At 63.8% G+C, this 24,125-nt stretch carries 29 protein-coding genes and 1 tRNA gene; 11 read left to right on the top strand and 19 right to left on the bottom strand.

Features of this window, described 5'->3' with window-relative positions; genetic code table 11:
- Positions 1–26: 26 nt before the first annotated feature.
- Entirely contained in the window at positions 27–1,559 is a 1,533-nt protein-coding gene (locus J2X54_RS01675) for a methyl-accepting chemotaxis protein (protein WP_310177041.1), read from the top strand.
- 83 nt (positions 1,560–1,642) lie between these two features.
- Here J2X54_RS01675 and J2X54_RS01670 read toward each other — a convergent pair whose 3' ends face one another.
- The 8 genes from J2X54_RS01670 to J2X54_RS01635 all read right to left on the bottom strand — a co-directional run bounded on the left by J2X54_RS01670 (position 1,643) and on the right by J2X54_RS01635 (position 7,958).
- Positions 1,643–2,227: an outer membrane beta-barrel protein gene (locus J2X54_RS01670; RefSeq protein WP_070250713.1), complete on the bottom strand. Its 585-nt coding sequence runs from the start codon at positions 2,225–2,227 to the stop codon at positions 1,643–1,645.
- A gap of 248 nt (positions 2,228–2,475) precedes the next feature.
- On the bottom strand, positions 2,476–3,075 hold the full coding sequence (locus J2X54_RS01665) for an alpha-ketoglutarate-dependent dioxygenase AlkB (protein WP_310177038.1): 600 nt from the start codon (positions 3,073–3,075) through the stop codon (positions 2,476–2,478).
- Positions 3,076–3,134: 59 nt separating this feature from the next.
- Complete coding sequence (locus tag J2X54_RS01660; protein WP_310177036.1) at positions 3,135–3,497, bottom strand: hypothetical protein; 363 nt, start codon at positions 3,495–3,497, stop codon at positions 3,135–3,137.
- Between the two features lie 182 nt (positions 3,498–3,679).
- Complete coding sequence (locus J2X54_RS01655) at positions 3,680–4,504, bottom strand: DUF2520 domain-containing protein (protein ID WP_310177034.1); 825 nt, start codon at positions 4,502–4,504, stop codon at positions 3,680–3,682.
- Complete coding sequence (locus J2X54_RS01650) at positions 4,504–5,115, bottom strand: DUF924 family protein (RefSeq protein ID WP_310177032.1); 612 nt, start codon at positions 5,113–5,115, stop codon at positions 4,504–4,506. The genes J2X54_RS01655 and J2X54_RS01650 overlap by 1 nt, the downstream gene beginning before the upstream one ends.
- A gap of 1 nt (position 5,116) precedes the next feature.
- Positions 5,117–5,863: an MgtC/SapB family protein gene (locus J2X54_RS01645; protein ID WP_070250721.1), complete on the bottom strand. Its 747-nt coding sequence runs from the start codon at positions 5,861–5,863 to the stop codon at positions 5,117–5,119.
- Between the two features lie 29 nt (positions 5,864–5,892).
- The gene (locus J2X54_RS01640) at positions 5,893–6,153 is read right to left on the bottom strand and encodes a hypothetical protein (protein ID WP_310177028.1); all 261 of its coding nucleotides are present in this window, start codon (positions 6,151–6,153) and stop codon (positions 5,893–5,895) included.
- Positions 6,150–7,958, bottom strand: a complete 1,809-nt coding sequence (locus J2X54_RS01635; protein ID WP_310177026.1) for an aminopeptidase P family protein — start codon at positions 7,956–7,958, stop codon at positions 6,150–6,152. The genes J2X54_RS01640 and J2X54_RS01635 overlap by 4 nt, the downstream gene beginning before the upstream one ends.
- 247 nt (positions 7,959–8,205) lie before the next feature.
- Between J2X54_RS01635 and J2X54_RS01630 the strand changes: the two genes are divergently transcribed.
- Both J2X54_RS01630 and J2X54_RS01625 read left to right on the top strand, forming a co-directional pair.
- Positions 8,206–8,565 carry an MmcQ/YjbR family DNA-binding protein gene (locus tag J2X54_RS01630; RefSeq protein ID WP_070250727.1) on the top strand — a complete coding sequence of 120 codons (360 nt, stop codon included), beginning with the start codon at positions 8,206–8,208 and terminating at the stop codon, positions 8,563–8,565.
- Positions 8,566–8,651: 86 nt separating this feature from the next.
- Positions 8,652–9,236, top strand: a complete 585-nt coding sequence (locus J2X54_RS01625) for a hypoxanthine-guanine phosphoribosyltransferase (protein WP_310177022.1) — start codon at positions 8,652–8,654, stop codon at positions 9,234–9,236.
- Between the two features lie 3 nt (positions 9,237–9,239).
- Here J2X54_RS01625 and J2X54_RS01620 read toward each other — a convergent pair whose 3' ends face one another.
- The 3 genes from J2X54_RS01620 to J2X54_RS01610 form a co-directional block, all read right to left on the bottom strand.
- Positions 9,240–10,445 (bottom strand): tetratricopeptide repeat protein, encoded by a 1,206-nt coding sequence (locus tag J2X54_RS01620; protein ID WP_310177020.1) that lies wholly within the window; start codon positions 10,443–10,445, stop codon positions 9,240–9,242.
- A 76-nt stretch (positions 10,446–10,521) separates the two neighbouring features.
- Positions 10,522–11,475 (bottom strand): nitronate monooxygenase family protein, encoded by a 954-nt coding sequence (locus J2X54_RS01615; protein ID WP_070250731.1) that lies wholly within the window; start codon positions 11,473–11,475, stop codon positions 10,522–10,524.
- Positions 11,476–11,571: 96 nt separating this feature from the next.
- Positions 11,572–11,781, bottom strand: coding sequence for a DUF1289 domain-containing protein (locus J2X54_RS01610; RefSeq protein ID WP_310177015.1), 210 nt, complete (start codon positions 11,779–11,781; stop codon positions 11,572–11,574).
- A gap of 86 nt (positions 11,782–11,867) precedes the next feature.
- Here J2X54_RS01610 and J2X54_RS01605 point away from each other — a divergent pair, with 86 nt between their 5' ends.
- A complete protein-coding gene (locus J2X54_RS01605) occupies positions 11,868–12,284 on the top strand; it encodes a hypothetical protein (protein WP_056142569.1) in 417 nt (138 codons plus the stop codon).
- Positions 12,285–12,422: 138 nt separating this feature from the next.
- Positions 12,423–13,652, top strand: coding sequence for an alpha/beta hydrolase family esterase (locus tag J2X54_RS01600; RefSeq protein WP_404990872.1), 1,230 nt, complete (start codon positions 12,423–12,425; stop codon positions 13,650–13,652).
- On the opposite strand, the gene J2X54_RS01595 is transcribed toward J2X54_RS01600, so the two are convergent.
- Complete coding sequence (locus J2X54_RS01595; RefSeq protein ID WP_310177012.1) at positions 13,645–13,872, bottom strand: cysteine-rich CWC family protein; 228 nt, start codon at positions 13,870–13,872, stop codon at positions 13,645–13,647. The two genes, J2X54_RS01600 and J2X54_RS01595, sit on opposite strands and share 8 nt — an antisense overlap.
- Before the next feature lie 162 nt (positions 13,873–14,034).
- Between J2X54_RS01595 and argB the strand changes: the two genes are divergently transcribed.
- Together argB and J2X54_RS01585 are read left to right on the top strand one after the other, a co-directional pair.
- Entirely contained in the window at positions 14,035–14,928 is an 894-nt protein-coding gene (argB, locus tag J2X54_RS01590) for an acetylglutamate kinase (RefSeq protein ID WP_026637672.1), read from the top strand.
- Positions 14,929–14,994: 66 nt separating this feature from the next.
- A tRNA-Thr gene (locus J2X54_RS01585) sits at positions 14,995–15,069 on the top strand.
- A 26-nt stretch (positions 15,070–15,095) separates the two neighbouring features.
- On the opposite strand, the gene J2X54_RS01580 is transcribed toward J2X54_RS01585, so the two are convergent.
- A complete protein-coding gene (locus J2X54_RS01580; protein ID WP_084640825.1) occupies positions 15,096–16,004 on the bottom strand; it encodes a TraB/GumN family protein in 909 nt (302 codons plus the stop codon).
- A gap of 39 nt (positions 16,005–16,043) precedes the next feature.
- Here J2X54_RS01580 and J2X54_RS01575 point away from each other — a divergent pair, with 39 nt between their 5' ends.
- Genes J2X54_RS01575 through pabB form a run of 3 tightly spaced genes read left to right on the top strand, consistent with a single transcriptional unit; the run spans position 16,044 to position 19,250 of the window.
- A complete protein-coding gene (locus tag J2X54_RS01575) occupies positions 16,044–16,769 on the top strand; it encodes a pyrimidine 5'-nucleotidase (protein WP_310177008.1) in 726 nt (241 codons plus the stop codon).
- Between the two features lie 28 nt (positions 16,770–16,797).
- The gene (gene slmA / locus J2X54_RS01570; RefSeq protein WP_310177005.1) at positions 16,798–17,373 is read left to right on the top strand and encodes a nucleoid occlusion factor SlmA; all 576 of its coding nucleotides are present in this window, start codon (positions 16,798–16,800) and stop codon (positions 17,371–17,373) included.
- A gap of 14 nt (positions 17,374–17,387) precedes the next feature.
- Positions 17,388–19,250, top strand: a complete 1,863-nt coding sequence (pabB, locus tag J2X54_RS01565) for an aminodeoxychorismate synthase component I (RefSeq protein WP_310177003.1) — start codon at positions 17,388–17,390, stop codon at positions 19,248–19,250.
- Positions 19,251–19,339: 89 nt separating this feature from the next.
- Here pabB and J2X54_RS01560 read toward each other — a convergent pair whose 3' ends face one another.
- The 4 genes from J2X54_RS01560 to ftrA all read right to left on the bottom strand — a co-directional run bounded on the left by J2X54_RS01560 (position 19,340) and on the right by ftrA (position 21,793).
- Entirely contained in the window at positions 19,340–19,921 is a 582-nt protein-coding gene (locus J2X54_RS01560; RefSeq protein WP_310177000.1) for a hypothetical protein, read from the bottom strand.
- Positions 19,922–20,203: 282 nt separating this feature from the next.
- Positions 20,204–20,551 (bottom strand): type II toxin-antitoxin system ChpB family toxin, encoded by a 348-nt coding sequence (locus J2X54_RS01555; protein WP_310176999.1) that lies wholly within the window; start codon positions 20,549–20,551, stop codon positions 20,204–20,206.
- Positions 20,545–20,796, bottom strand: coding sequence for an AbrB/MazE/SpoVT family DNA-binding domain-containing protein (locus J2X54_RS01550; protein WP_070249691.1), 252 nt, complete (start codon positions 20,794–20,796; stop codon positions 20,545–20,547). The genes J2X54_RS01555 and J2X54_RS01550 overlap by 7 nt, the downstream gene beginning before the upstream one ends.
- A gap of 34 nt (positions 20,797–20,830) precedes the next feature.
- A complete protein-coding gene (gene ftrA, locus J2X54_RS01545) occupies positions 20,831–21,793 on the bottom strand; it encodes a transcriptional regulator FtrA (protein WP_310176997.1) in 963 nt (320 codons plus the stop codon).
- A gap of 91 nt (positions 21,794–21,884) precedes the next feature.
- Between ftrA and J2X54_RS01540 the strand changes: the two genes are divergently transcribed.
- Entirely contained in the window at positions 21,885–22,283 is a 399-nt protein-coding gene (locus tag J2X54_RS01540) for a rhodanese-like domain-containing protein (protein WP_310176994.1), read from the top strand.
- A gap of 7 nt (positions 22,284–22,290) precedes the next feature.
- On the opposite strand, the gene J2X54_RS01535 is transcribed toward J2X54_RS01540, so the two are convergent.
- Positions 22,291–23,349, bottom strand: a complete 1,059-nt coding sequence (locus J2X54_RS01535; protein WP_070249689.1) for an AI-2E family transporter — start codon at positions 23,347–23,349, stop codon at positions 22,291–22,293.
- Between the two features lie 159 nt (positions 23,350–23,508).
- Complete coding sequence (locus tag J2X54_RS01530; RefSeq protein WP_310176988.1) at positions 23,509–24,111, bottom strand: glutathione peroxidase; 603 nt, start codon at positions 24,109–24,111, stop codon at positions 23,509–23,511.
- Positions 24,112–24,125: the final 14 nt, after the last annotated feature.

Genomic DNA, 24,125 nt, shown 5'->3' with positions numbered 1-24,125 from the left:
CGCCAACCGGCACGCCTGGAGGGATCGTGAAGATCGCACACAAATTGCTGATAGTCCCGGCAGCCGCCATGGCGGGCCTGGTATTCCTCGGTGGCGTGTCGTATTTTGCCATGCAGGAAGACGAACGCCGGATGCAGGGCTTGAAGGACGTGACCTTCTCGGCGTTGCAGCAGGCCAGCCAGCAAAGTATCGCGCTGGGCCAGGTGCATGCCGCCACGTATGCCAGGATTGCCATCGCGGGCAGCCTGACCGAAACCGAACTCAAACAGTACGGCGAACAGGCCAACAGCAGCCTGGGCACGATCAGCAAGGCGCTCGACCAGTTGCGTGCCTTGCCGGGCGCTGCCGCCGCCGCGCAGGCCTTGCCGCTGGTGGACCAGTACCGCGCCAGCGTGGCGCAGGCGCTCGACCTGGCGTCGATGGATCCGAACACCGGCGTGGCGGCTATGCAGGGCGCTGACGGCCACTACCAGAAAGTACGGACGCTGCTGGCTACGGTGGTGGCCAATCTTGACCACGAAACCGACCAGGCGCTGCAACAAGGCAAGGACGCCAACCGCCGGGCCAACTGGATTACGCTGCTCACCACGCTGGTCGGCTTTGCCGCCCTGGTGGTGCTCACCAGCTGGGTCACGCGGAGCGTGCTGCGGCCCATCGCCGCCACCTGCGCCGCCGCCGAGCGGCTCGCTGCTGGCGACCTGGCCACCGACATCAGCGTGCAAAGCGACGACGAGCTCGGCGCGCTGGCACGGGCGCTCTCGACCGTGGTGGAAAATTGGCGACGCCTGCTGGGCGACATCCGCAACGTCGGCAGCACCATCACCCAGGAAGCGAGCGAAATTGCCCAAGGCAACGCCGACCTGTCGGCGCGCACCGAGTCGCAGGCCAGCTCGTTGCAGCAAACCGCCGCGTCCATGCACGAGCTGACCGGGGCGGTGCGCGAGAACGCCGGCCATGCGCGCCACGCCAACGAGCTGGTGGTGTCGGCATCTGGCGTGGCGCTGCAAGGCGGCCAGGTCGTGGGCCAGGTGGTCGAGACGATGGCCTCGATCAAGGCCAGCTCGAGCCGCGTGGGTGACATCATTGGCGTGATCGACGCGATCGCTTTCCAGACCAACATCCTGGCGCTCAACGCGGCAGTGGAGGCGGCACGCGCTGGCGAACAGGGGCGCGGCTTTGCGGTGGTGGCCACCGAGGTGCGCGCGCTGGCGCAACGCTCGGCGCAGGCGGCGCGAGAAATCAAGGGCCTGATCGAGGACTCCATGGCCGAGGTGGCCAACGGCAGCGCGCTGGCCGACACCGCTGGCCAGACCATGGACAACATCGTTGCCTCGGTACGCCATGTCACCGATATCATGAACGAGATCACGGTGGCCACCCAGCGCCAGACCAGCGGCATCGAGGAGGTCAACAGCGCCATCACCGAGATGGATGACCTGACCCAACGCAACGCCGCGTTGGTCGAGCAATCGGCGGCCGCAGCGCAGAGCATGCGCGACCAGGCACTCGACCTGCTGCGGGTGGTAGGCATGTTCCAGCTGCCGGGCACGGTACATTAAGTCCGGCACTAAGTCCCCTCGGCACGCAAAAAGCCACCGGTTCGATCTGAACCGGTGGCTTTTTCGTTTGAACTAGCTGGTGCTTAGAAAGCGTAACGCACGCCGGCAGTCACAGCACCGCTTTTACGACCGGTGTCGATGTCGTTCTTGCCGTAGTTTTCGTATTCCAGCGAAACTTTGACGTTGTTATTCACAGCGTACTCGGCACCGACCGACGCATACAGCGCGGTCTTGTTCTTATCGCCGTTCACCGAAGCGATACCCGAGGTATTGACTTCATTGGTGTTGCGAGCGGCGCCCAGCTTGCCGAACAGCGAGATTTGCTGGTTGATTGGCCAGGTGCCTTTACCGGCCACGTAGTACGAGTGGGCATCGGTATTCACACCGCCTGGCAGACCGCCGGACGTGTAGTTGTACGATTTTTTACCGAAGTCGGTGTAACCGGCTTCCACCGCCCAGGTAGGGTCGATGTTGTAACCACCGTAGATTTTGCCGCCAGCCTTGTAGCCGCTGTGGTTTTCGCCACTGACTGCGCCCGGTGCGTTGAATTCGTATTTGCTGCCGACGGCGCCAACGCCGACGTAGCCGGTGCCGGCGTCATCGGCGTAGGCGGAGGTACCAGCCAGGGCGGCTGCGGAAGCAATAACGGCAAGGATAATTTTTTTCATGATCTCGATCTTTCAGCAAAAGTGGTGTAGGGCTTGCTTGGGATCGCAATTCTCTCTGTGTTGAATCGCGATGTGTTCAAGATACCACCACAAGTCGCATGCGTCACGACCGAATTAGTAATAAGTGTAACGAGATGTGAGCCGAACGAATCTTGGTAAAATCGTGTTACGACCAAACTTAAAGCAAGCTTAAGAGTTTGGCCAAACACCCCTGCCAGAAGAGTAGACCGGTGCGCCAACTCACACGATCAGCCTGAAATCAGCCTGAAAGTAAGGTTGATACGCGGGCCGCGCGCCGTGCGCTCCTTGTTGATGCCATGGGTCCAGTGCTGTTGCAAGGTACCGGCCATCAACAGCAGGCAGCCGTCGCCCAGCGCCAGCTTGACGGTCTTCGGCACGGTGCGGTGCTTGAGGATGAAGGTGCGCGGGGCGCCGAAGCTGACCGAGGCGATGGCCGGTTCGGGGCCGAGCTCGGGTTCGTCGTCGGCGTGGAAACCCATGCTGTCGCGCTCGTCGCGGTAGTAATTGAGCAGTACGCTGTTGAAGCGGCAGCCGGTGGCCAGTTCCACTGCCTGCTTGATGTGCAGTTGCAGCGGCGTAAACGGCTGCGGCTCGAAGGTTTTGCCGGAATAGCGGTAGCGCGCCGTGCCATGCCAGGCAGACAGGCGCGGCTGCAGGTGCAGCTTGCCCCACACCTGAATCTGTTCGGCGCGCCAGTCGGTCTCGTCGCGCAGGCGGCAAAACACATCTTGCGGGGAAAGGTCGAGGTCGAGGCGCTGCTGGAAAGCGAGCCGGCCATCCTCGATCGGGATGGCGGTCAGTGCAGTGGCGTCGTCGAATAAATCCATACGCGCCATGATACTACCGGCACCTCGCCGGCACCGCGCCGGCAAGCTTGCGGATGACTTTAAGCGTACGCTTCGGCCAGCGACATCACGCGCGGGGTGATGACGATGCCGATGCTGGAGAACAAGGCGGTGATCGCCGCCATATTGCCTTCCAGTTCTTCGGCTTTCCAGCCCTGGAACAGGTCGGTGCCGTCTTTCTGGAAATGCAGGTCCAGCACCTTGCCGCGGTCCTTGTGGGTGTAGCCGCCGCTATAGGTATTCTTGAAACCGAGCTCCGCCAGCTTTTCCAGCACGGCGGTCGGTGGATGGTCGGGATCGGTGGCGATGAAGACGCCGAAGGTCTTGCCTGGCGGCTTGGCGGCGATGTCGACGTCGTAAATGCCCGGCGCTTTCGTCACGGTGGTGCTTTTCAAAAATAACATGGTGTACCCCTATACAATTGACGCAAGCTCGGCATTTTTGTGAACTGCCTAATTTCTTAGAAAAAACATTCTGAGAAACAAGCTTATTGCTTATCAAGGCGTTTGTCGATCAATCCGGGTAGTTTCCGATCGTTATTTCACAATTCGTGGCATTTCAACTGCAACGCCGCACCGTTCTGCCCTCAACGGGATTTTCTGCGCGCCAGCGCCGTGGTCGGTTCGATCAGATTGCCATACAGCGCGCCGGTGGGCCCATCCCATGCCGACACCGCCTGCTGCTGGCGCGCGACGGTGGCCATGTCGCCGCGCGCGATCGGCCCGCTGAGCGCGGCTGCGGCGCCGAGCCGGAACACATTGGCCAGCGATTCGGTGGCCAGTGGCTGCGCCATGCGCCGCGCCACGTCCTCGGGCACCCCGGCCGCCTGGTAGGCGCGCAGGGCCGCATCGAGCACCGTCACCAGGTAGTTGCTGGCAAACACGGCCGCCGCGTGATACACGGTTTTGGCGCCGGCGTCGATGGGCACCGGCTGCGCCCCGATCGCGGTCAACATCGGCATCAGCACCGCCAGCGCGCCAGCATCGCCTTCCACGCCGCAATAGGTGCCGTCGAAGTGGCCGGCCACCGCCGCCGGATCGGCAAAGCTGCGGATCGGGTGGACGCTGGCCACCAGCGCGCCGGCGTCGCGCGCGGCCTGCAAGTGGCTCGAGGCCAGCGCGCCGCTGCAATGGAACACGATGCTGCCCGCCAGTGGCACCGCCGCCGCCAGCGCCGCGCAGGCTGCCCCCACCTGGTCGTCGCCCACCGCCAGCACGTGGATAGCCGCCGCTTGCAACTGGTCGTAGCGCTTGACCGGCTGGCCGGCGCCGATGAAGCCCACCGCCTGACGCGCCGAGGCGGGCGACCGCGTGAGCACCTGGCCGATGGCAAAGCCGCCCTGGCGCGCCAGCAAGCGACCCAGCACCCGGCCCACGTGCCCCGCGCCCACCAGGTTCAGCGTGGTCGCCATCAAAAACCGGCGCCCGGCTGGCGCAGGTATTCCTGCTCCTCCAGCGTGGACGGGCGGTCCAGAATGGCGTTGCGATGCGGGAAGCGGCCGAAGCGGGCAATCACTGCATGGTGCTTGTGGGCGTAGTCGAGCATGCCGGCGATGCCCTTGGCCAGTTCCGCCGAGGCGGTCACTGCCGGGTCGGCGGCCAGGCGCGCATACAGCGCCACCGCCAAATCTTGCTGCGCCAGGTCTTCGGCGTGCTCGTACGGCAAATACACGAAGCTGCGTTGCAGCGGCGCCAGCGCCAAGTCGTCGCCTGCAGCGACCAGCGCCTGGGCGGCAGCCAGCGCCAGCGCATCGCCAGCAAACGCCAGCGCCGTGCCGCGGTAGACGTTGCGGGTAAACTGGTCGAGCAACAGGATGCGCGCCAGCGCGCCGGCCGGGTCCTGCTGGTCCCAGTCCTGCAAGCCGCCGCCGATGGCCTGGTCGATCAGTGCGCCGAAACGGTCGCGGATCTTGGCATCGAAGGCGGCGTCCTTCTTGAACCAGGCGGTGCGCATGGCGTCTGCCGGCTGGCCGGGGTCGGGGGTGAACCAGAAATCCAGTACTTCCTGAGCCTGTGCTGTCACGTTAATTCCTTGCATGCGAGAGTTGGAAACTGTGGATGCCGTCGAAATCGGCCAGTTCGGCCGACAGCACCGACATCGGCGCGCCGCTGCGCTTGCTGAAGGCGATGGCAACAAAGCGCCACTCCTGCATGCCGCCGTCGCTGCCGATCATCAGCGAGCCGCCGGCGATTTCATAGCCGCGTTGCAGCGCCATGTCGCGCAGCGCCTGTTCCTGCGGCCGGTAGCCGGCCTTGAAGCGCATGGTAATGGCGATCGCGTGGCGCGACGGCAGCCACGCCTCCACCCGGGTGAGCAGGATCATCGAGCCGGCGCACAGGATGGCCAACCCGATCGCGCCCAGGTAAAAGCCCACGCCCACCATCACGCCGATCACGGCCGAGGCCCAGATCGACGCGGCCGTGGTCAGGCCGCTGATATTGAACCCTTCGCGCATGATCACGCCGGCGCCGAGAAAACCGATGCCGGTGACGATGCCTTGCACGATGCGGGTGGGATCGGAGTTGATCAGGTACTGCGACACGTGGCCGCCGAACCAGTGGCCCGGATAGCCGCCGATGACGGTGAGCGCGGCCGACGCCATGCATACCAGGCCATAGGTGCGCATGCCGGCCGCGCGGCCGTGGTACGAGCGCTCGTAGCCGACCAGCAGGCCCAGCGCCAGCGCCCCCAGCAGGTTGAGCAGGATCACCAGGTTGGTGGCCACCTGCAGCTGGGACCAGTACGCGCCCAGGAAATCGATTGCCGGCATGTGCAGCCTTATGAGTGAAGTGAGCTGGTTTAAGTGGAAGGCTTCTTGGTCAGCTGCTTTTCAAAAGCGATATCGAGCTTGCTCACCCGCTTGGGCGCCAGCGGTGAGATGCCGTTCACAAACGCGACGAAGTCGTCGAGTTCGAGCGGTGGGCACAGCGGCGGTTCGCCCGCCCCCTCGCTCAGCGTAAAGTGGCCGGCGCCGGTGCGCGCCATCGAATAGCGCGGGTTGCCGGTGCGGGCTTTCAATCGATCGAGCGCCGAGGTGGCGCGGGTGGCGCGTCCGCTCATATAGTCTCCGTACGTAAGTTGAGCCAGGCCAGCGTGGCGCCCGTCACCAGCGGTGACAGGCGTTCGCGCACCATGGCGTGATAGTCATTAAGCCAGCGCCGCTCGTCGTCGCGCAGCAGCGCGACATCGAGGCAGCGGGTGTCGATCGGGCACAGGGTCAGCGTTTCGAACTGCAGAAAGTCGCCGAAGTCGGTGTGCCCGGCGGTGCGGTTGAGCACCAGGTTCTCGAGGCGGATGCCCCACTGGCCGGTGCGGTACAGGCCCGGCTCGATCGAGGTGATCATGCCCGCCTCCATCGCCGTGTGCGGCTCGGGCATGGCCGACGGCGAGATCGACTGCGGCCCCTCGTGCACATTGAGGAAGTAGCCGACGCCGTGGCCGGTGCCGTGGCCGTAGTCCAGGCCAGCCGCCCACAGCGGCGCCCGGGCGATGGCGTCGAGCATCGGCGACCTGGTCCCGCGCGGGAAGTGGGCCGACGACAGCGCGATCAGGCCCTTGAGCACCAGCGTGAAGTCGCGCTTGTGCGCGGCCGAGATGGCGCCCACGCCCACCACGCGGGTAATGTCGGTGGTGCCGCCCAGGTACTGGCCGCCCGAATCGATCAGCAGCAGGCCGTCGCCTTCGATGACGGCGTGGTGTTCCGGCGTGGCGCGGTAATGCATGATCGCGCCGTTAGCTTGGTACCCAGCGATGGTGGCAAAACTGGGGCTGACAAAGCCGGGACGGCGCGACCGGGCAGCGGTGATCTGCTCGTCGATGGTCAGTTCAGTGAGCGTGGCGCGCTGCGGATCGGCCAGGGTGGCATCTAACCAGCAGAAAAATTCGCACAGGGCGGCGCCGTCGTGTTCCATCGCTGCGCGCACGTGGGCCGCGTCAGCTTCGCTCTTGCGCGACTTGGCCAGCGTGGTGGGATTGGTCGCTTCCACCACCTTGGCCTTGGCCGGGATGGCCTGGCGGGTGCCGTAGGTAATGCGGCGCGGGTCGATCAAGAGGGTGGTCTCCGGCCCCAGCGCAGCCAGGGCGGCGCCAAAACCGTCGTAACGGGCCACGTCGATATCTTCCTGCGCCAGCTGCTCGCGCAGCTCGGGCGAGATCTTGCCGTCGGCCACGAACAGGGTGGCGCGCGTGGCCGTGACCAGCGCGTGGGCCAGGAACACCGGGTTGAACGGCACGTCGGCGCCGCGCAAATTGAATAGATAGGCAATATCGTCGAGCGTGGAGATGACGTGGCGGTTGGCGCCCAGCTGCTGCATGGCGCTGCGCAAATCGGCCAGTTTGCCGCTGCGGCTCTTGGACGCGTACGGCGGCAGGTGCTCGTAGATCAGCGCTGGCGGCAAGCCGGGACGGTCGTGCCAGATGTCGTTCAACAGGTCGAGGTCGAAGCGCAGCACGACGTCTTTCGCATCGAGCGCCTGCTGTAACAGGCGGGCAATCGATAATCCCAGTACCGCACCATCGACCGCCACCGTTTGCCCCGCTTTTACATGCGCGGCCAGCCAGTCGATATATTGCACGCTGGCGCCCGATGTTATCTTCATTAACTGAATGCCACTGCCGGCCAATTGCTGCTCGGCCTGGGTCCAATAACGGGCATCGGTCCAGATACCGCTAAACTCCTGGGTAATCATGAAGGTGCCGACCGAGCCGGTGAAATGACTGAGCCATTCACGGCCCTGCCAGCGCGGCGGCAAATATTCCGATAAATGGGGATCGGCGGACGGCACCATGAGGGCGTCGATACCATGCTGGCGCATCGCGGCGCGCAATTGCAGCAGGCGCGCGGCGATGTGGTCGGTATTAGTCATAGGAGTAGGCATAGGCGTGGGGATCATTGCGCCGCGAGCGGCAATTCAGTGCCCCTATGATACCGCGATTGCCCAGGCACTGGTTCCCGCCTGGAATCACTGTCCCCACGCGGTCGTGTATTTTTTTCGGGCGTTTTGCATTCGTTTTTCGTCCATCCTATGCCAGTTATTGGCGCGTGTTTGCCAGATTCCGGCACGTGGGGCCTGCCCGGTATAATCGCCGGACTATCTTCCTGCGAGGAATGCGATGAAAATCCAACAAGCCAAGGCGCTGTGCCGCTCCTTGCCGGGCGCCACCGAAGACGTGAAATGGGAATCGACGCTGGTGTTTTCGGTGGGCGGCAAAATGTTTGCTGCCACCGATAACGGCCATCACGCCAGGCGCTTGAGCTTGAAAGTGGATGACGATTTGTTTCTCGGATTAACCGGCCGGGACGGTATTATTCCCGCGCCTTATCTGGCGCGCGCCAAATGGATACGTATCGAGGATATTCAAACCGTGAGCGATGCCGAGTTAATCGACTTGATTAAGCGGGCCCATCAATTGATATTGCATAAGCTGAGTAAAAAACTCCAACGCGAGATACTCGGCGACGCGCAGGCGTAATACGGCTAAGTTGCAGAGAATCAACTTCGTCGCAGGAAATCGCCAGATGGAGGATAATGACGGGCATCGTTGTTACCGAGAAAATCATGCAAGATTTCCACCACAATCGCGCCCGCGCGCTGCTGCAAAACGCGGAAGAACTGTTCACCAAACAGGCCGTGGACACCGCCGTCACCGCCATGGCCGACAACCTGAACGCCCGCTATAACCACCCGGAGGCCGAAGCGTTTCCGCTGGTGCTGGGCGTGATGGGCGGCGCGGTGGTGTTTACCGGCAACCTGCTGCCGCAACTGACTTTTCCGCTCGAGTTCGACTACATCCACGTCAGCCGCTACGGCGACGAAGACAAGGGTGGCGAAGTGGTGTGGAAAGTGGTGCCGCGCTCCAACGTGGCGGGCCGCACCGTGATCGTGCTCGACGATATCCTCGACGAGGGCGAGACGCTGGCCCACGTCAAGCAGCGCCTGCTAGACATGGGCGCGGCCGAAGTGATCCTGGCCGTGTTTGCCGACAAGGCCATCGGCAAGACCAAGCCGGTCAATGCCGATATTGTCGGCTTGACCATTCCGAACCGCTTCGTGGTCGGCTTCGGCATGGATGCGTACGGCTACTGGCGCAACCTGCCGGGCCTGTGGGCGATCCGCCCGGAAGCGCTGCAAACCCCTGCTTAATCCTTAAGGCCGCACGCCGTATTTGTCGACAAACTTGCGGATGCCGCCCGGATGGTCGCGCTTCCAGGATTCGAGCTCGGGGCGCCACGCTTCGCGGTAGTCGAGCAGCAGCAACGCTGTTTCGAGCTCGTCATCCTTGTTGAGCATCTGCATGGTTTTCAGCGCCGGCGTGGCAAGCCCCGGCTCGCCATTGGCCGTCACTTCATCGACTACCTTCAATCCCAGGCGCCACCTGGCCACTTCGGCTGCCAGCGTTGCAGGATCTGCCTTGCCTTCTTTTTGTGCACGCAGGTCGAGTACTTGCTGGGTGGCCAGCATCAACCAGAACGCGCCGTCGGCAGGCCGGCCCTTTTCCTTCGTCGCATATTCCTCGTCGAGATGGACCACGGCCGTGTCGTCGGGGTTCAGGCTACCCCACGACTTGCGCACCAGCTTGAGCGGGGTGACAGGATAGCCGGCCGCAGCGCGCAACTGCGCCAGCTTGATCCAGTTCGGTACTTGGCTAGGCTGGGCGGCAATGCCTTCGAACAGCGCATCCTCGGCCGCGCCGCGCTTGCCCTGGAAGGCCAGCGCATCGGAGAGGTAGCGCCAGCCCTGTGAATTGAGCGGCTCGATCTCCACGCCCTTGCGGTAGCGGGTTTCCGCTTCGGCATATTTTTTCTGCGCATAGTAGCAATCGCCGGCGTACACCCAGGCCATGGAATAAGCGGGATCGATGGCGGCGGCGCGCTCGTAGTGGGCCAGCGCCACGTCCAGCTTGTTCTGGGCAAAGGCGGTTTCGCCCAGGGTCATTTCCGCCTGCGCGGCCGGGCTGCCCTGGTGCAGCGGCGGCGGCCGGTTGTCCCTGAGCTTGCGCTGCACCTCGTGGGCCAGCGGCTCGTCGGGGAACTTTTGCAGGATCTGGGACACCAGCGATTCCGCCTGCTGGCGCAGCTTGGCCTGGCGCTCGCCCTGGGCCTGCTCGGAGGCCTGGCGGAACAGCTCGGCGATATTGGACAGCGGGACCGACGACGACGGATCGGCCTTGGCAGCGTCCGAATACCTGGCCAGCGCCTCCTGCATCTTGCCCTGGCTCGACAGCACCTGGGCCTGGTCGAACAGCGCCTGAGCTTGCGCATTCATTTTCAATCCAGGCTGCGCCGCGCAAACGGTGGACACGGTGGACAGCAGCGCCAGGGTAATGGCGGCAATAACATGCGAAATGTTCAAGATGGTTTCCCCGGATTGGATGAAACCATCTTAGCTTAACGGCAACCGGAAAAGATTACCGTTGAGATAATTTACCTTACAGCGCCAGCCGGGCGCGGGCGGCGTCGTACTCCTGCTTCAGGCGCGCCACCATCTCGGCCGTGGTTGGAATGTCATCCATCAGTCCCACGCCCTGGCCGGCGCCCCAGATATCGCGCCAGGCCTTGGCGCTGCCCGAACCGAAATTCATGCTGGTCTTGTCGGACTCAGGCAGCGCATCCGGGTCCAGGCCCGCGTTGACGATCGATTTTTTCAGGTAATTGCCATGCACGCCGGTAAACAGGTTCGAGTAGATGACGTCGGCAGCCGTTGATTCCACGATCGCTTCGCGATAGTCAGCGCTCACATTTGACTCCTGCGTGGCCAGCCAGCGCGAACCGATGTAGGCAAAATCGGCGCCCATGGCCTGCGCGGCCAGGATGGCGTCGCCGGTGGCGATCGAGCCCGACAGCGCAATCGGTCCCTTGAAGAACTTACGCACTTCACCCACCAGCGCGAACGGCGACAGCGTGCCGGCATGGCCGCCGGCGCCGGCCGCCACCAGGATCAGGCCATCGACACCGGCTTCCAGCGCTTTTTCCGCGTGGCGGATCGAGACGATATCGTGCAGCACGATGCCGCCGTAGCTGTGGATGGCGTCGAGCATCTCTTTCGGCGGCGCGCGCAGCGACGAGATAATGATCGGCACCTGGTGCTTGACGCACACCTCGACGTCGTGGGCCAGGCGGTCGTTGGACTGGTGGACGATCTGGTTGACTGCGATCGGGCCCACTTTTTTATCGGGGTTGGCCGCCTGGTAGTCAGCCAGCTCTTTTTTCAGGTCGGTCAGCCACACGTCGAGCAGTTCGGCCGGGCGGGCGTTGAGCGCCGGGAACGAGCCGACAATGCCGGCCTTGCATTGCGCCGCCACCAGCGCCGGACCGCTGGCGATGAACATCGGTGAAGCGATGACGGGAAGTGAGAGGTTTTGCAACACTGCAGGCAGGGCCATGGCGAACTCGCTGAGATGGGTTGATCGGTAAACACGTCAAACGATTATAGATCGAAAAAAGTACGATCGTGCCATAACTAGGGGCCATGCTCTATTTCAGCGCTGGAAACCGTCTTCGTCGAACGAGACCGTTTCCCTGCGCCGGGCGATTGCCACCCAGACCGCCTGTTTATAGGCATCGTCGGCCTTGGACCAGGCCATGATTTCATCGATGGTGCGCAGGCACCCCATGCAGTACTGGCGTTCGACGTCCATCTTGCACAGGCTTACGCAAGGGGAAGGAATAGGGTTAGTTGGCGCACTCATGACCCACATTATGCACGGATGCACCTTGATTTGCCGCAGATCGATCTTATAATACCATCCATGTAGATGGTAACCGGATGGAGACTATGGCCAAGCAAGAATTAAAATTGAAGACCGCCGACTCGGAAAAGATCACGATCAACCTCGGCCCGATCGACCTGGGCCAGATCGACCTGCTGGTGCAGGAGGGCTTTTATTCGAACCGGACGGACTTGATCCGCACCGCGATCCGCAACCAGCTGAACCAGCACGCCGATGTCGTCAAGCAGACGGTGGCGCGCAAGAGCCTGGTGCTCGGCATGCAGCACTACACGCGTGCCGACCTCGAAGCCATCCGCGAAGCCGGCGAGCGGCTGCACATCCAGGTACTGGGATTGGCCAGCATTGCCAGCGACGTCACGGTCGAACTGGCGCTGGCCACCATCGATTCGATTTTCGTTTTAGGTTCGCTGCATGCCAGCGCGGTACTGAAAACCGCGCTGGCGCCCCGCATCCACCATTAAGGGAACACCATGAAACTTCCATTCATGTCGCATATGCGACAGGCAGCACAAAAACTCGTCAGCAAGGGCGCCACCGCGATGCTGCACAAGGCAGTCGAAAGCATGATGCAGCAGCAGCAAAAACTTCAGGAACAACGAATGAACACCCCACAACCGTCGCCCAAGGCACCACCGGGCGGCATGCGCGACCTCAATCCCGCGCCCGACTACACCTCGGCAAAAGCCGCCTCCCCTGCGCAGGCGGAAGCCGCGGCCGTGGCGGCGCCTGCCGACGAAGCGCGGCACGCCTTCAAGCCGGCGCCGGAGTCCAAGCCTGCACCGGAAGCGAAGGCCGCGCCCGCAGCCGACGCTGCGCCGGCCGCCGCCCCCAATCCCGCCATCAACCCGGCCGCCTACGCCCAGGACATGCTGGAAAAAATGGGCATCAAGATCGACTTGACCGCCAGCTTCGAGCGCGGCATCGACCTCGGCACCTTGCGCCACCCGGGCGTGCACACGCCCCAAGTGCCATTACCCGAAGGCGCGCGTTTCGAGACCGGCAGCTATGCCAATCACGCGGGCAGCCGCAACTACAAGCTGTTCATCCCGTCCACCTACAACGGCCAGCCGATGCCCTTGCTGGTGATGCTGCACGGCTGCACCCAGAACCCCGACGATTTCGCCGCCGGCACCCAGATGAACCAGGTCGCCGAAGAAGCGGGCTGCCTGGTGGTGTACCCGGAGCAGACATCGGGCGCCAACCAGTCCAAGTGCTGGAACTGGTTCAACGCCATCGACCAGCAGCGCGGCCAGGGCGAGCCGTCGATCATCGCCGGCATCGCCGGGAAAATCAGCGACGACTACGCGGTCAATCCGGAGCAGGTGTACGTGGCCGGGCTGTCGGCCGGTGGCGCCATGGCGGTCATCGTCGGCACCCTGTACCCGGAACTGTTCGCAGCCGTGGGCGTGCATTCGGGCTTGCCGTTCGCCTCGGCCACCGACTTGTCGTCGGCGCTGTCGGCCATGAAGCGCGGCGCCAGCAACATCAACGTGCCCAAGGCCGGCAACGGTTCGCAGCCGATCATCGTGTTCCACGGCGACAGCGACACCACCGTCAACCCGCGCAATGGCGAGCAGGTGATCGCCCAGCATTTGCAAACCCAGGACGAGGATGGGGATCCGTCGGTGCAATCGGGCGCGGTACCGAATGGCTACCGCTATACCCAGACCACCCACACCAAGGCAGACGGCTCGCCGCTCGGTGAACACTGGGTGGTGCACGGCGCCGGCCACGCCTGGTCGGGCGGCAGCGAACATGGCACGTACACCGACTCGCGCGGACCGGACGCCAGCCGCGAGATGCTGCGGTTCTTCCGCACCGTCAGTTAGCTGGTGGGGCAGCCTTAGGCAGGCTGGCGATGTGCTGTTGCAGGCACGCCGGGCACCAGCAGCCGACCTGGTCCGCCGCGTCGGCATTGTCCGGCACCGGCACCGCCGGCGGCAGGTAGGTGCACCAGCACGGCGCCGCCGGGGTAACCGCAGCGGCAGCCGTATCGGCATCGGCCATGGCGCAGGAGAAGGTGGCGCCGCAGCGCGCGCAGGTGCTCATAGGTCAGTCTTGACAAGGGTGGCGGCCAGACTAGCCGATGAACGCTGAAAATACAACCAGATGGCCCTATAATGCGTGCTTGACCGCAGCCGCAGGCTGTAAAATTGCTGCACTTTCTTTACCGGACTCGCCATGACCCAATTTTCTCACCTTAACTTAGGCATGAATGACGATTTGACCGCGGTGTCCCCGCAGATCAAGGCGCAGATCCTGGCTGAGGCACTGCCGTACATCCGCAATTACCACGGCAAGACCATCGTCATCAAATACGGCGGCAACGCGATGACCGACGAACGCCTGAAACACGGCTTCGCACGCGACGTCATCCTGCTCAAGCTGGTCGGCATGAACCCGGTCGTGGTGCACGGCGGCGGTCCGCAGATCGACAACGCCCTGAAGAAAATCGGCAAGCAAGGCACCTTCGTGCAAGGCATGCGCATCACCGACGAAGAAACCATGGAAGTGGTGGAGTGGGTGCTGGGCGGCGAAGTCCAGCAAGACATCGTCATGCTGATCAACCACTACGGCGGCCAGGCAGTGGGGCTGACCGGCAAGGACGGTGGCCTGATCCGCGCCCGCAAGATGGCCATGCCCGACAAGGACAATCCGGGCCAGACGCTCGACATCGGTTTTGTCGGCGAGATCGACGCCATTAACCCGGCCGTGGTCAAGGCGCTGCAGGACGACGCCTTCATCCCGATCATTTCGCCGATCGGTTTCGGCCAGGACGGCCAGGCCTACAACATCAACGCCGACGTCGTCGCCGGCAAGATTGCCGAAATCCTGAAAGCCGAAAAGCTGATCATGATGACCAATATCGCTGGCGTCCAGGACAAGCAGGGCAACCTGGTGACCGACCTGTCGGCGCGCGAGATCGACGAGATGTTCGCCGACGGCACCATTTCGGGCGGCATGCTGCCTAAAATTTCGTCAGCGCTCGACGCTGCCAAGTCGGGCGTAAACACGGTGCACATCATCGACGGTCGCATCGAGCACTCTTTATTGCTCGAAGTGTTGACCGAACAGGCATTTGGCACTATGATCCGGTCTCACTGAAAAAACGGCGACGCACTTCGCGCTGTTTTCGAAGTGTGTCGCCACAGTAGTACGTCGCACCAGTTTGCCCTTTTAGCTCAGTGGTAGAGCACTCCCTTGGTAAGGGAGAGGCCACGTGTTCAATCCACGTAAAGGGCACCACTCTCCGGCAGTACCCTCCCCCAGCTTTAGTAGATCCGCTCGACCTTCAGCCCGCGCTTGCGCAGCAGTTCCGGCACGCTTCCCTTGCCCACCAGGTGCAGCACGCCGATCGCCGCCACGCTGTTGTTTTCGCGCGCCAGCAGCTTCACCATGGCGTCCGCAAGTGCCGGGTTGCGGCCATCTAACAACACCTTCTGCACGAAGCGTCCCGAAAAACTGTCGTCGGTGGCGGACTTCTGCGCCAGCGCGTCGAGCGCCTTGACGTCGGCGTGGCGCCAGGCGTCGGCGATCTCGCGCGACTGGTCGGCTTGCTCCTTGTCTTCGATGCCGGCAATCGCCTCCTGCAAAAACACCAGCTGGTCGGCGGCCGACAGCTTGCCGAACAGGGACATCTGCGCTTCGGGCGATTCGAGCTCGATCACCTTCTTGCCGCTGTCGTGGGCCTGGCGCGACAGGTAGCTGTCCACCGCCAGCGCCGGATCGTAGCCTTGCGCGGCAAACTCGCTCACCGTGAGCATGCTGGCCAACATCCACGGCCGCATCATGGCCACCGCTTCCGGCGCGATCTGGTACTGCTTGAGCAGGCGGTCCAGGCGCGCCCGCCACTCGGGCGAGAGCGTGGCCATCGAGGCGCCGCCCTTCAAGGCCAGCCCATATTTTTGCAGCGCCCGCGCCAGGCGCTGCTGGTCGCCGAGCGGATCGATCTCCAGCGCCAGCACCGGCGCCTGTGTCAACGCGGCGGCCAGGCGCGGCTCGAGCGGATAGAAATCCCTGGCGCCCACGTGGATGGTGCCGAACAGGTACATGGTGCGCGCGCCCTGCTCCACCTTGAACAGCGCGCCGCGATTGGGGATGGTGGTGGCCGGCGCTTGCGCCAGGGCCGGGCCGGCCAAGAGGCAGATCAAACTGTAGAACATCACTATAATCAGGCGCATGGCTGTCTTGGCTCTCTTCGTCTTTGTAAAAATCGTCTCGTGAATACTACTCTTTCCTCGCCGGTATGGTTGTTTGATCTGGACAACACGCTGCACAACGCTTCGCACGCGATTTTTCCGGCCATCGTCGCCAATATGAACCTGTACATCGCCCGCGTGCTCGGTGACGGCATCACGCCCGCCAGTGACGCCGTGGTCGATGCCGCGCGCACCCAGTACTGGCGCCGTTACGGCGCCACCCTGCTCGGACTGGTCAAGCACCACAACGTGCAGGCGGCGCACTTCCTGCACGAGACCCACAGCATCGAGGACCTGGCCTCGCTGATCCGCGCCGAACGTGGACTGCGCCAGCTGCTGCGCCGCCTGCCGGGCCGCAAGATCCTGCTCACCAATGCGCCGCACCGCTATGCCACCCAGGTGCTGCGCCACCTCGGCCTGCATCGTTCGTTCGGCCACCAGGTGGCGGTGGAAGCGATGACGGTCAATCGCCAGCTGCGACCCAAGCCGTCGAAACTGCTGCTGCGCAAACTGATGCGCATGCACCGCCTGCGGCCAGCGAACTGCATCCTGGTCGAAGACACGCTGGTCAATTTGCGCAGCGCCCACGCGCTGGGCATGCACACGGCGTGGGTCACGCAGTACCTGACATTACGCGACACTGCCGGTCTCGCCCATCCACAAAAAAGGCTGATCCGCCCCGCTTACGTCGATGTCAAAGTAAAATCTGTCCGCAACTTGCCGGCGCGGCTGCATCGCCTGCGCTGACCACCTTCACTTCTACCTGCGAGATCACATGGCAAGCACACCGCCCGGCCAGCGCCGCCAGGACATCCTGCAAGCGCTGGCGGAGATGCTGGAACAGCCCAAGGGCGACAAGATCACCACCGCTGCGCTGGCGCGCAAGCTGGGCTTTTCCGAGGCGGCGCTGTACCGCCACTTCGCCAGCAAGGCGCAGATGTTCGAGGGCCTGATCGAATTCATCGAGTCCAGCGTTTTTGGCCTGATCAACCAGATCGCCGAGCGCCACGACGACGGCCTGACCCAGGCGCGCGACATCGTCGGCATGCTGCTGCACTTCGCCAGCCAGAACCCGGGCATGACGCGGGTGCTGATCGGCGAGGCGCTGGTCAATGAAGACGAGCGCCTGCAACTGCGCATGAACCAGTTCTACGACCGGGTGGAGCTCGCGCTCAAGCAGGCCTTGCGCGTGGCCGCCACCGAAGGCCACGGCCGCGAAGCGGAAGTGGCGCCGCGCGCGGCCATGCTGGCCAGCTTCGTCATCGGCCGCTGGCACCGTTACGCCAAGAGCGGCTTCAGGAACAACCCGACCCAGGACGCGGCGCTGCAGATCGCGCTGCTGCTCGGTTAACGATTGCGATGTCCATGACCGCCGAATGCTTCGCCCTGCTCGATGACGCCAGCCCGCTGCTGGACGGCGCCATCACTGTCACCACCACGTCGCGGTTATACACCGACCACGTAGCCACGCTGCGCTGCAACGCCATCGGCGACTGGCCGCAGGTGCTCGATACCATGCAGGCGGCGCTGGCGCGTGGCGAATATGCGGTCACGCTGTGCAGCTACGAACTTGGCGAGCAGCTGCTGGGCATCGCTGCCACGGCGCCTGCCGCGCCGCTGGCGCAGGTGCTGCTGTTTCGCCGCTGCGAACTGAAAACGGCGGCCGAAGTAGGCGACTGGCTGGCGGCGCACTCGTTTCCGATCGAGCGCCCGGCCGGCATCGCCAACGTGCGCGCCAATGTCGACCAGCCGGCGTTCGATGCGGCGCTGGCGCGCATCCATGCCTACATCGAAGCTGGCGACACCTACCAGGTCAACTACACCATGCGGCTGCGCTTCGACGCCTTTGGCGCCATCCACGCGCTGTATGCGCGGCTGCGCGCGCGCCAGCCGGTGCCCTACGGCGCGCTGGTGCAGCTTGACGATGGTTCAGCAGTGCTGTCGCTGTCGCCCGAGCTGTTCGTGCGCCACGCGGGCGGCCTACTGACCGCGCGGCCGATGAAGGGCACGGCGCCGGCGGCACAGCAAGCAGACGAGAACGCCGAACGCGCACGCGCACTGGCGGCAGATCCGAAAAACCGCGCCGAAAACCTGATGATCGTCGACCTGCTGCGCAACGATATCGCGCGCGTGGCCACCACCGGCAGCGTGCAGGTGCCAGCGCTGTTCGACGTGCAGCGCTACGGCAGCGTGCTGCAAATGACCTCCACCATCACCGCCACCTTGCGCACCGACGCCACGCTGGCGCAGGTGTTTGAGGCGTTGTACCCATGCGGCTCGATTACCGGCGCGCCCAAGCGCCGCGCCATGGAAATCATCCGCGAACTCGAACCCGACCCACGCGGCATCTACACGGGCGCCATCGGCTGGTTCGATCCGGCGCCGGCAAACAGGGTCGGCGACTTCTGCCTGGCGGTGCCGATCCGCACCCTGGCATTGAGCGCCCCCGACACTGCCACCGGCGTAGCGCAGGGCGAGCTGGGCGTGGGCGCCGGCATCGTGTACGACAGCGCCAGCGGCGACGAATACGACGAGTGCCGCCTCAAGGCGCGTTTCATGACGGGGCTGGCCAACAGCTTCGAGATTTTCGAGACCATGTACGTCACGCCTACCGAGGGCGTGCGCCACCGCGCGCGCCACCTGCAGCGCATGGCGGCGTCTGCCCGATACTTCGGCTTCGCATGGGACGACAAGGCGGCCAACGCCTACCTGGACGCGGCGTGCGCCATGCTGGCGGACGAGGCGCAACACGGCCTGGCACCGGTGGCGGAATTCCGTCTGCGGCTGGCGCTGGCGCAGTCGGGCGCCTTCACCGTGCAGCACGCGCCCCTGGCGCCGTTGCAGCAGCCGGTACGGCTGCTGCTGGCGCCAGACACCACGGAAGCCGGCGACCTGTTCCTGCGCCACAAGACCAGCGTGCGCACCCGCTACGACAATGCCTGGCGCGACGCCGAAGCGCAGGGCGCGTTCGACACGCTGTTTTTCAACCAGCGCGGCGAGCTGACCGAAGGTGGCCGCAGCAGCGTGTTCGTCAAGGTAAATGGCAAGTGGCTCACGCCGGCGCTGCACTGCGGCGTGCTGCCAGGGGTGATGCGCGGCGTGCTGCTCGACGATCCGGCGTGGCAGGCCGGCGAGGCGGTGATAACGCGCGAGACGCTGGCGCGCGCCGAAGAGCTGATGGTCTGCAACGCCCTGCGCGGCGCACTGCGCGCCACGCTGGAGCCGTGAAAGCCCAAGATTTTTGCCGAATTCTGGAATGATTGGAGAAACGATCCACTGCACAATGGCATTGCTGAATTCAGCAATTAACCAATCGCTTAGAGGACCTGATGAAAAAAACTACTTCCAAACCAACTGCCGTTACCAAAGCAGTCCGCGCTACAACCGCTAGCGGTGACGGCGGCGGTGCCGTCCACCAGGTAGTCTGGCCAAGCCATCACCCCAAAGCGTAGACCGGCGGCCACGAGGCGGTCGCGGTTCAATCGCCAACCACGTTCGTAACTTGCCCGTATTTCATACAGCGTGGTCGTTCCGTCCTCGTTGTGCACCACTAACCGATCCCACAAGTGCGTGCAGATAAACATGGACAGTGGCAGCGAAGGATAAATCCCGTCCTTGGAGGGCGCGATGGCGCTGGTCCGCAGGCTGTCCAACTGGGTTCTGAGCAATCTCGTCGTGCCGTCACGCCAGCTCACCAACCGCGTTAGCTCTTCATTGCACCATGCGGCAAGGTCGCGCACCTGGGGCAGGCTCGTCGGGAACGCGCCTTGGCGCCGGAACGCCATCAGCAGCCGATAAAGTCGAGAAAGCGGGCCATCAACCCGCATCTCCTTCACCGCTTGAGCAAGCTCGGCGCAGCGCCTGTCGAACCAGGTTGCCAGCCGTATAGCGATAGACACGGCTTCAGCGGGTTCCCAATGGCCTCTCGCTATCAGCAGATCAATGAGGCTTGCATTGCTGACTTTGGCAAGCCGCGCCGCCTGCTTTTCGGTTGGCTGCCAGCGCGCTCGAACCGCGCCCGCCAGGTTCGCTCACTGACGTTGCTAAGCTCGTTGAGGATCACGGGTAACGCGCGCTCCATCATGCGCTCGACTATCGTTGTGGCAAAAGCATTGTACATAGGCGAAATCAGATTTTTCGGATGAGTACTGCTCAGGTTAGTCAACCCGTATCTGAATTTCCTAGTCGGTAATGGCGCGCAGCCTGGCAAGCGCATCTTCCACCACGTGCTCTGGCACCGTCTCGACCCGCTTTGCCTTTCTTGCCTCCAGGTCCAGCATGCGGACCTGGTTGACCAAGGCGACACCTTGCGTCTTGGTACCGGCGCCACTCAGGGACGCAGCGAAGCCCGCATGCCGTGCGAAGTCCCCGCCTTGTGTTATCGGCGCAACCAGGACCACGCCCAGCGCATTGAACGCGCTGGTGGACAACACCAGGGCAGGCCGCATGCCTCGTTGCTCGTGACCTTCGGTGGGATCGAGGCTGACCATGACGATGTCGCCGCGTCCGAATTTACTGCGGCTCACCACGCTTCGCGCCCCACCGGCTTGAGGTGCGACCACGCTGCCATATCGGCCGGTTCCGCCGCAGACAGGTCACATTGCGCCACCAGGTCAGCCAGGCAATACGACGGCCGTGCAGCTTTCAGCAACACGCCATCGGGCTGCACGCTAACACTGAGCTTATCGCCCAAAGTCACTTTGAGCATACCCAGCAACTCGGCGGGCAAACGCACTGCTGCGCTATTGCCCCATTTTTGAACTGATAATTCCATAAAGCCTCCCAATGTAGATACATTGTAGATTCATTCAATCAGCTTTGTCGAGCCCAAACCGCTTGCGATACGCTCCCGGCGTGGTCCCCGCCACGCGCCGAAAATGGTGGCGCAGCGACTCCATCGACCCGAACCCGCTGCGCTCGGCCACCTGCGCCAGCGCCACCTCGGGCGACTCCAGCAGTTCCTTCACCAGCGCGATGCGTTCGCGGATCAGCCAATCCACCGGCCCCAGCCCGGTCGCCTGCTGGAACTGGCGCTGCAAGGTGCGCGGGCTCATCGCTGCCCGTTCGGCCATGGCGGCTACCGTGTGCGGCAGCGCCAGGTTGGCGCGCAACCAGTCGAGCAGGCGCGAGAGCCGGCCGCCGTCGTTCGGCGCCAGCGGGCGCGGCACGAACTGCGCCTGGCCGCCCTCGCGGTGCGGTGCAATCACCAGCCGCTGCGCCACCATGTTGCCGATACGGGCGCCGTAGTCGCGCCGCACCAGGTGCAGCAACATGTCCAGGCCCGCAGCCGACCCGGCTGCCGTGATCACCTGGCCGTTGTCCACGTACAGCAGGTCCGGTTCGACCCGGATGCGCGGATGGCGCTGCGCCAGCTTGTCGGCGTAGCGCCAGTGGGTGGTGGCATGCTGGCCGTCGAGCACGCCGGCTGCGGCCAGCACGAATACGCCCGAGCAGATCGAACACAGGCGCGCACCGCGCGCATGAGCCGCACGCAGCAGGTCCAGCAGCGCGGGCGGCGGCGCCTCGTCGGCATCGCGCCAGCCGGGAATGACGATGGTGTCGGCCAGCGCCAGCAGCTCGGGCGCATACGGCGCCTGCACCGTGATGCCGCCGGCCGCGCGGATGGTGCCCGGCTCGATGGCGCAGACGGCAAAGTCATACCAGACCACGCCCAGCTCGGGACGCTCGAGCGCGAACAACTCGACCGTGCAGCCGAATTCAAAAGTGCACAGGCGGTCGTAGGCCAGTGCGACAACCAGGTGTTTTTTCATGGCGCAATCTTAACGCAGGATGGCAGTTGCGCCACTGCCGACTAACTGCGGCCCGGCGCACAATGCATCATCACCACTCAAGGAGTTCGCCATGTCCCAGCCTTCCGCCGTCGCCGCCGTGCCAGCTGCGCCCAGCGCCGCCGCCCTCGCCCACTTCGAAGCCGGTTTTAGTTTTGAAACCGATTGTTGGGATGTGCACGACGCGCTGGCCGGCGGCGCGCCGGATTTCGTGCTGCTCGACGTGCGCGGCACGGAAAAATACGCAGCCGGCCATGTGCCGGGTGCGCTCGACCTGGCGCACCGCAAGATCGTCGCCGGCAAGCTGGCCGATTTCCCAGCCGCGACCTTGTTCGTGGTGTACTGCGCCGGTCCGCACTGCAACGGCGCGGCGCGCGCGGCCGTGCGGCTGGCGCGGCTCGGGCGCCCCGTCAAGCTGATGGCCGGCGGCATCACCGGCTGGCTCGACGAGGGATTCGACCTGGCGTCCTGAAGCGCGTTCAGTCCTGGTGGAATTCAGGCGCCGTCGCAAACAGGTCCCAGGTTGCAATGAACAGCGCGGCAATCACCGGGCCGATCACGAAGCCATTGAGGCCGAACAGCGCCATGCCACCCACGGTGGACAACAGCACCACGTAGTCGGGCATCTTGGTGTCCTTGCCCACCAGCAGCGGGCGCAGGATGTTGTCGACCAGGCCGATCACCACCACGCCATACACGGTCAGGCCCACGCCTTCCCAGACCGAACCGGTGGCCAGGAAATAGATCGCCACCGGCGCCCACACCAGCGCCGCGCCGATGGCCGGCAGCAGCGACAGGAAGGCCATCAGCACGCCCCACAGCACCGGTGCGCTCACGTCCAGGTACCAGAACGCCAGGCCACCCAGCGCGCCCTGGGCGATCGCCACCAGGATGTTGCCCTTGACGGTGGCGCGGATCACGGTCGTGAAATTCTGGAACAGCCGCTGCTTGTATTTGCGGCTCAGCGGCACCGCTTCGCGAATGCGCTTGGCCAGCTTGTCGCCGTCGCGCAGCAGGAAATACAGCAGGTACATCGCGATACACAGGCTGGTGAGGAAATCCATGGTGTACAGGCTGACGTTGATCGCCCGCTTGGCCACTTCCTGGCTCATCTGCGCCGCCCCTTCGGTCAGCTTGTCCTGCAGGTTGGACAAGCTGGTGAGATGGAAGCGGTCGAGCAGGTTGATCATCCAGTCCGGCAGCACCGCCATGATCTTGGAAAAGAACATGCTCACCGAGATCTGTCCCGATTGCATCATCTCGACCACGGTGGCAGCCTGGTTGACGATCGATACCGCGATCAGGGTGAGCGGCAGGATCACCATCACCAGTATCATCAGCAAGGTCAGAAAGGCTGCCAGGTTGGGCTTGTTGCGCGTGCGTTGCAGCAGCCAGCGGTACACCGGCGCGAAGATAATCGCCAGCACCACGCCCCAGAATACCGCGCCGCCATACGGCACCAGGATCGTGATAAAGGCGATGGTGATGATGCCCAGCAGGGCAAGGAAGACTTTTTGTTGGAAGGTAAATGGTTGCATGGTTCATCTCGTGGTGTCAGTCGCCACCGATTAAACCACGATTGACCAGTGGCAATAACAAACAGGCGCAGGCGCCCGGTGCGCGGACGCACACAAAGGGCCACGCGAACATGCTAGTTGGTGACGAGCGGCATGAAACCGGTTTTATGCGCCGGTTGTTCAGGAAGCGAGCGCTTTTTCGACGGCGCCGACCAGTTGCTTGTCATCGGGCGTGACCTTGCTGCCGAAGTTGGTCAGCACCTTGCCATCGCGGCCGATCAGGTATTTATGGAAATTCCAGGCCGGCGCCTTGCCGGTGGCCTTGATCAGGTCGGCGTACAGCGGGTTCGGGTTCTTACCGGACACCACGGTCTTGGCAAACATCGGGAACTTGACGCCGTAGGTGTTGTAGCAGAAGTCGGCGATTTCCTTGGCGCTGCCCGGTTCCTGCTGGCCGAAGTCGTTCGACGGGAAACCCAGCACCACCAGGCCCTTGCTGCCGTACTTGGCGTACAGCGCTTCGAGGCCCTCGTACTGCTTGGTGAAGCCGCAGTAGCTGGCGGTATTGACCACCAGGATCACCTTGCCGGCGTACTGGCACAGGTCCTGCGGGGCTTCGTCCTGCAGGCGCTTGAAGTTCTGCTTGAGGATGGCCGGGCAGCTGGCCGGCGCCACGGTGGCGGCAGGCGCAGCACCGGCTGCGGGCGCCTGCGCCAGCACGGACGATGCCGCCAGCAGGGTCAGGGACGAAACAGCGCACAACTGGGCAAGGATCTTGGACATGGTGGGGTGGGCAA

The organism is Duganella sp. 3397 (genome assembly GCF_031456625.1).
GTDB lineage: Bacteria > Pseudomonadota > Gammaproteobacteria > Burkholderiales > Burkholderiaceae_D > Rugamonas > Rugamonas phyllosphaerae.
This window is presented reverse-complemented; position numbering and strand designations above follow the sequence as displayed.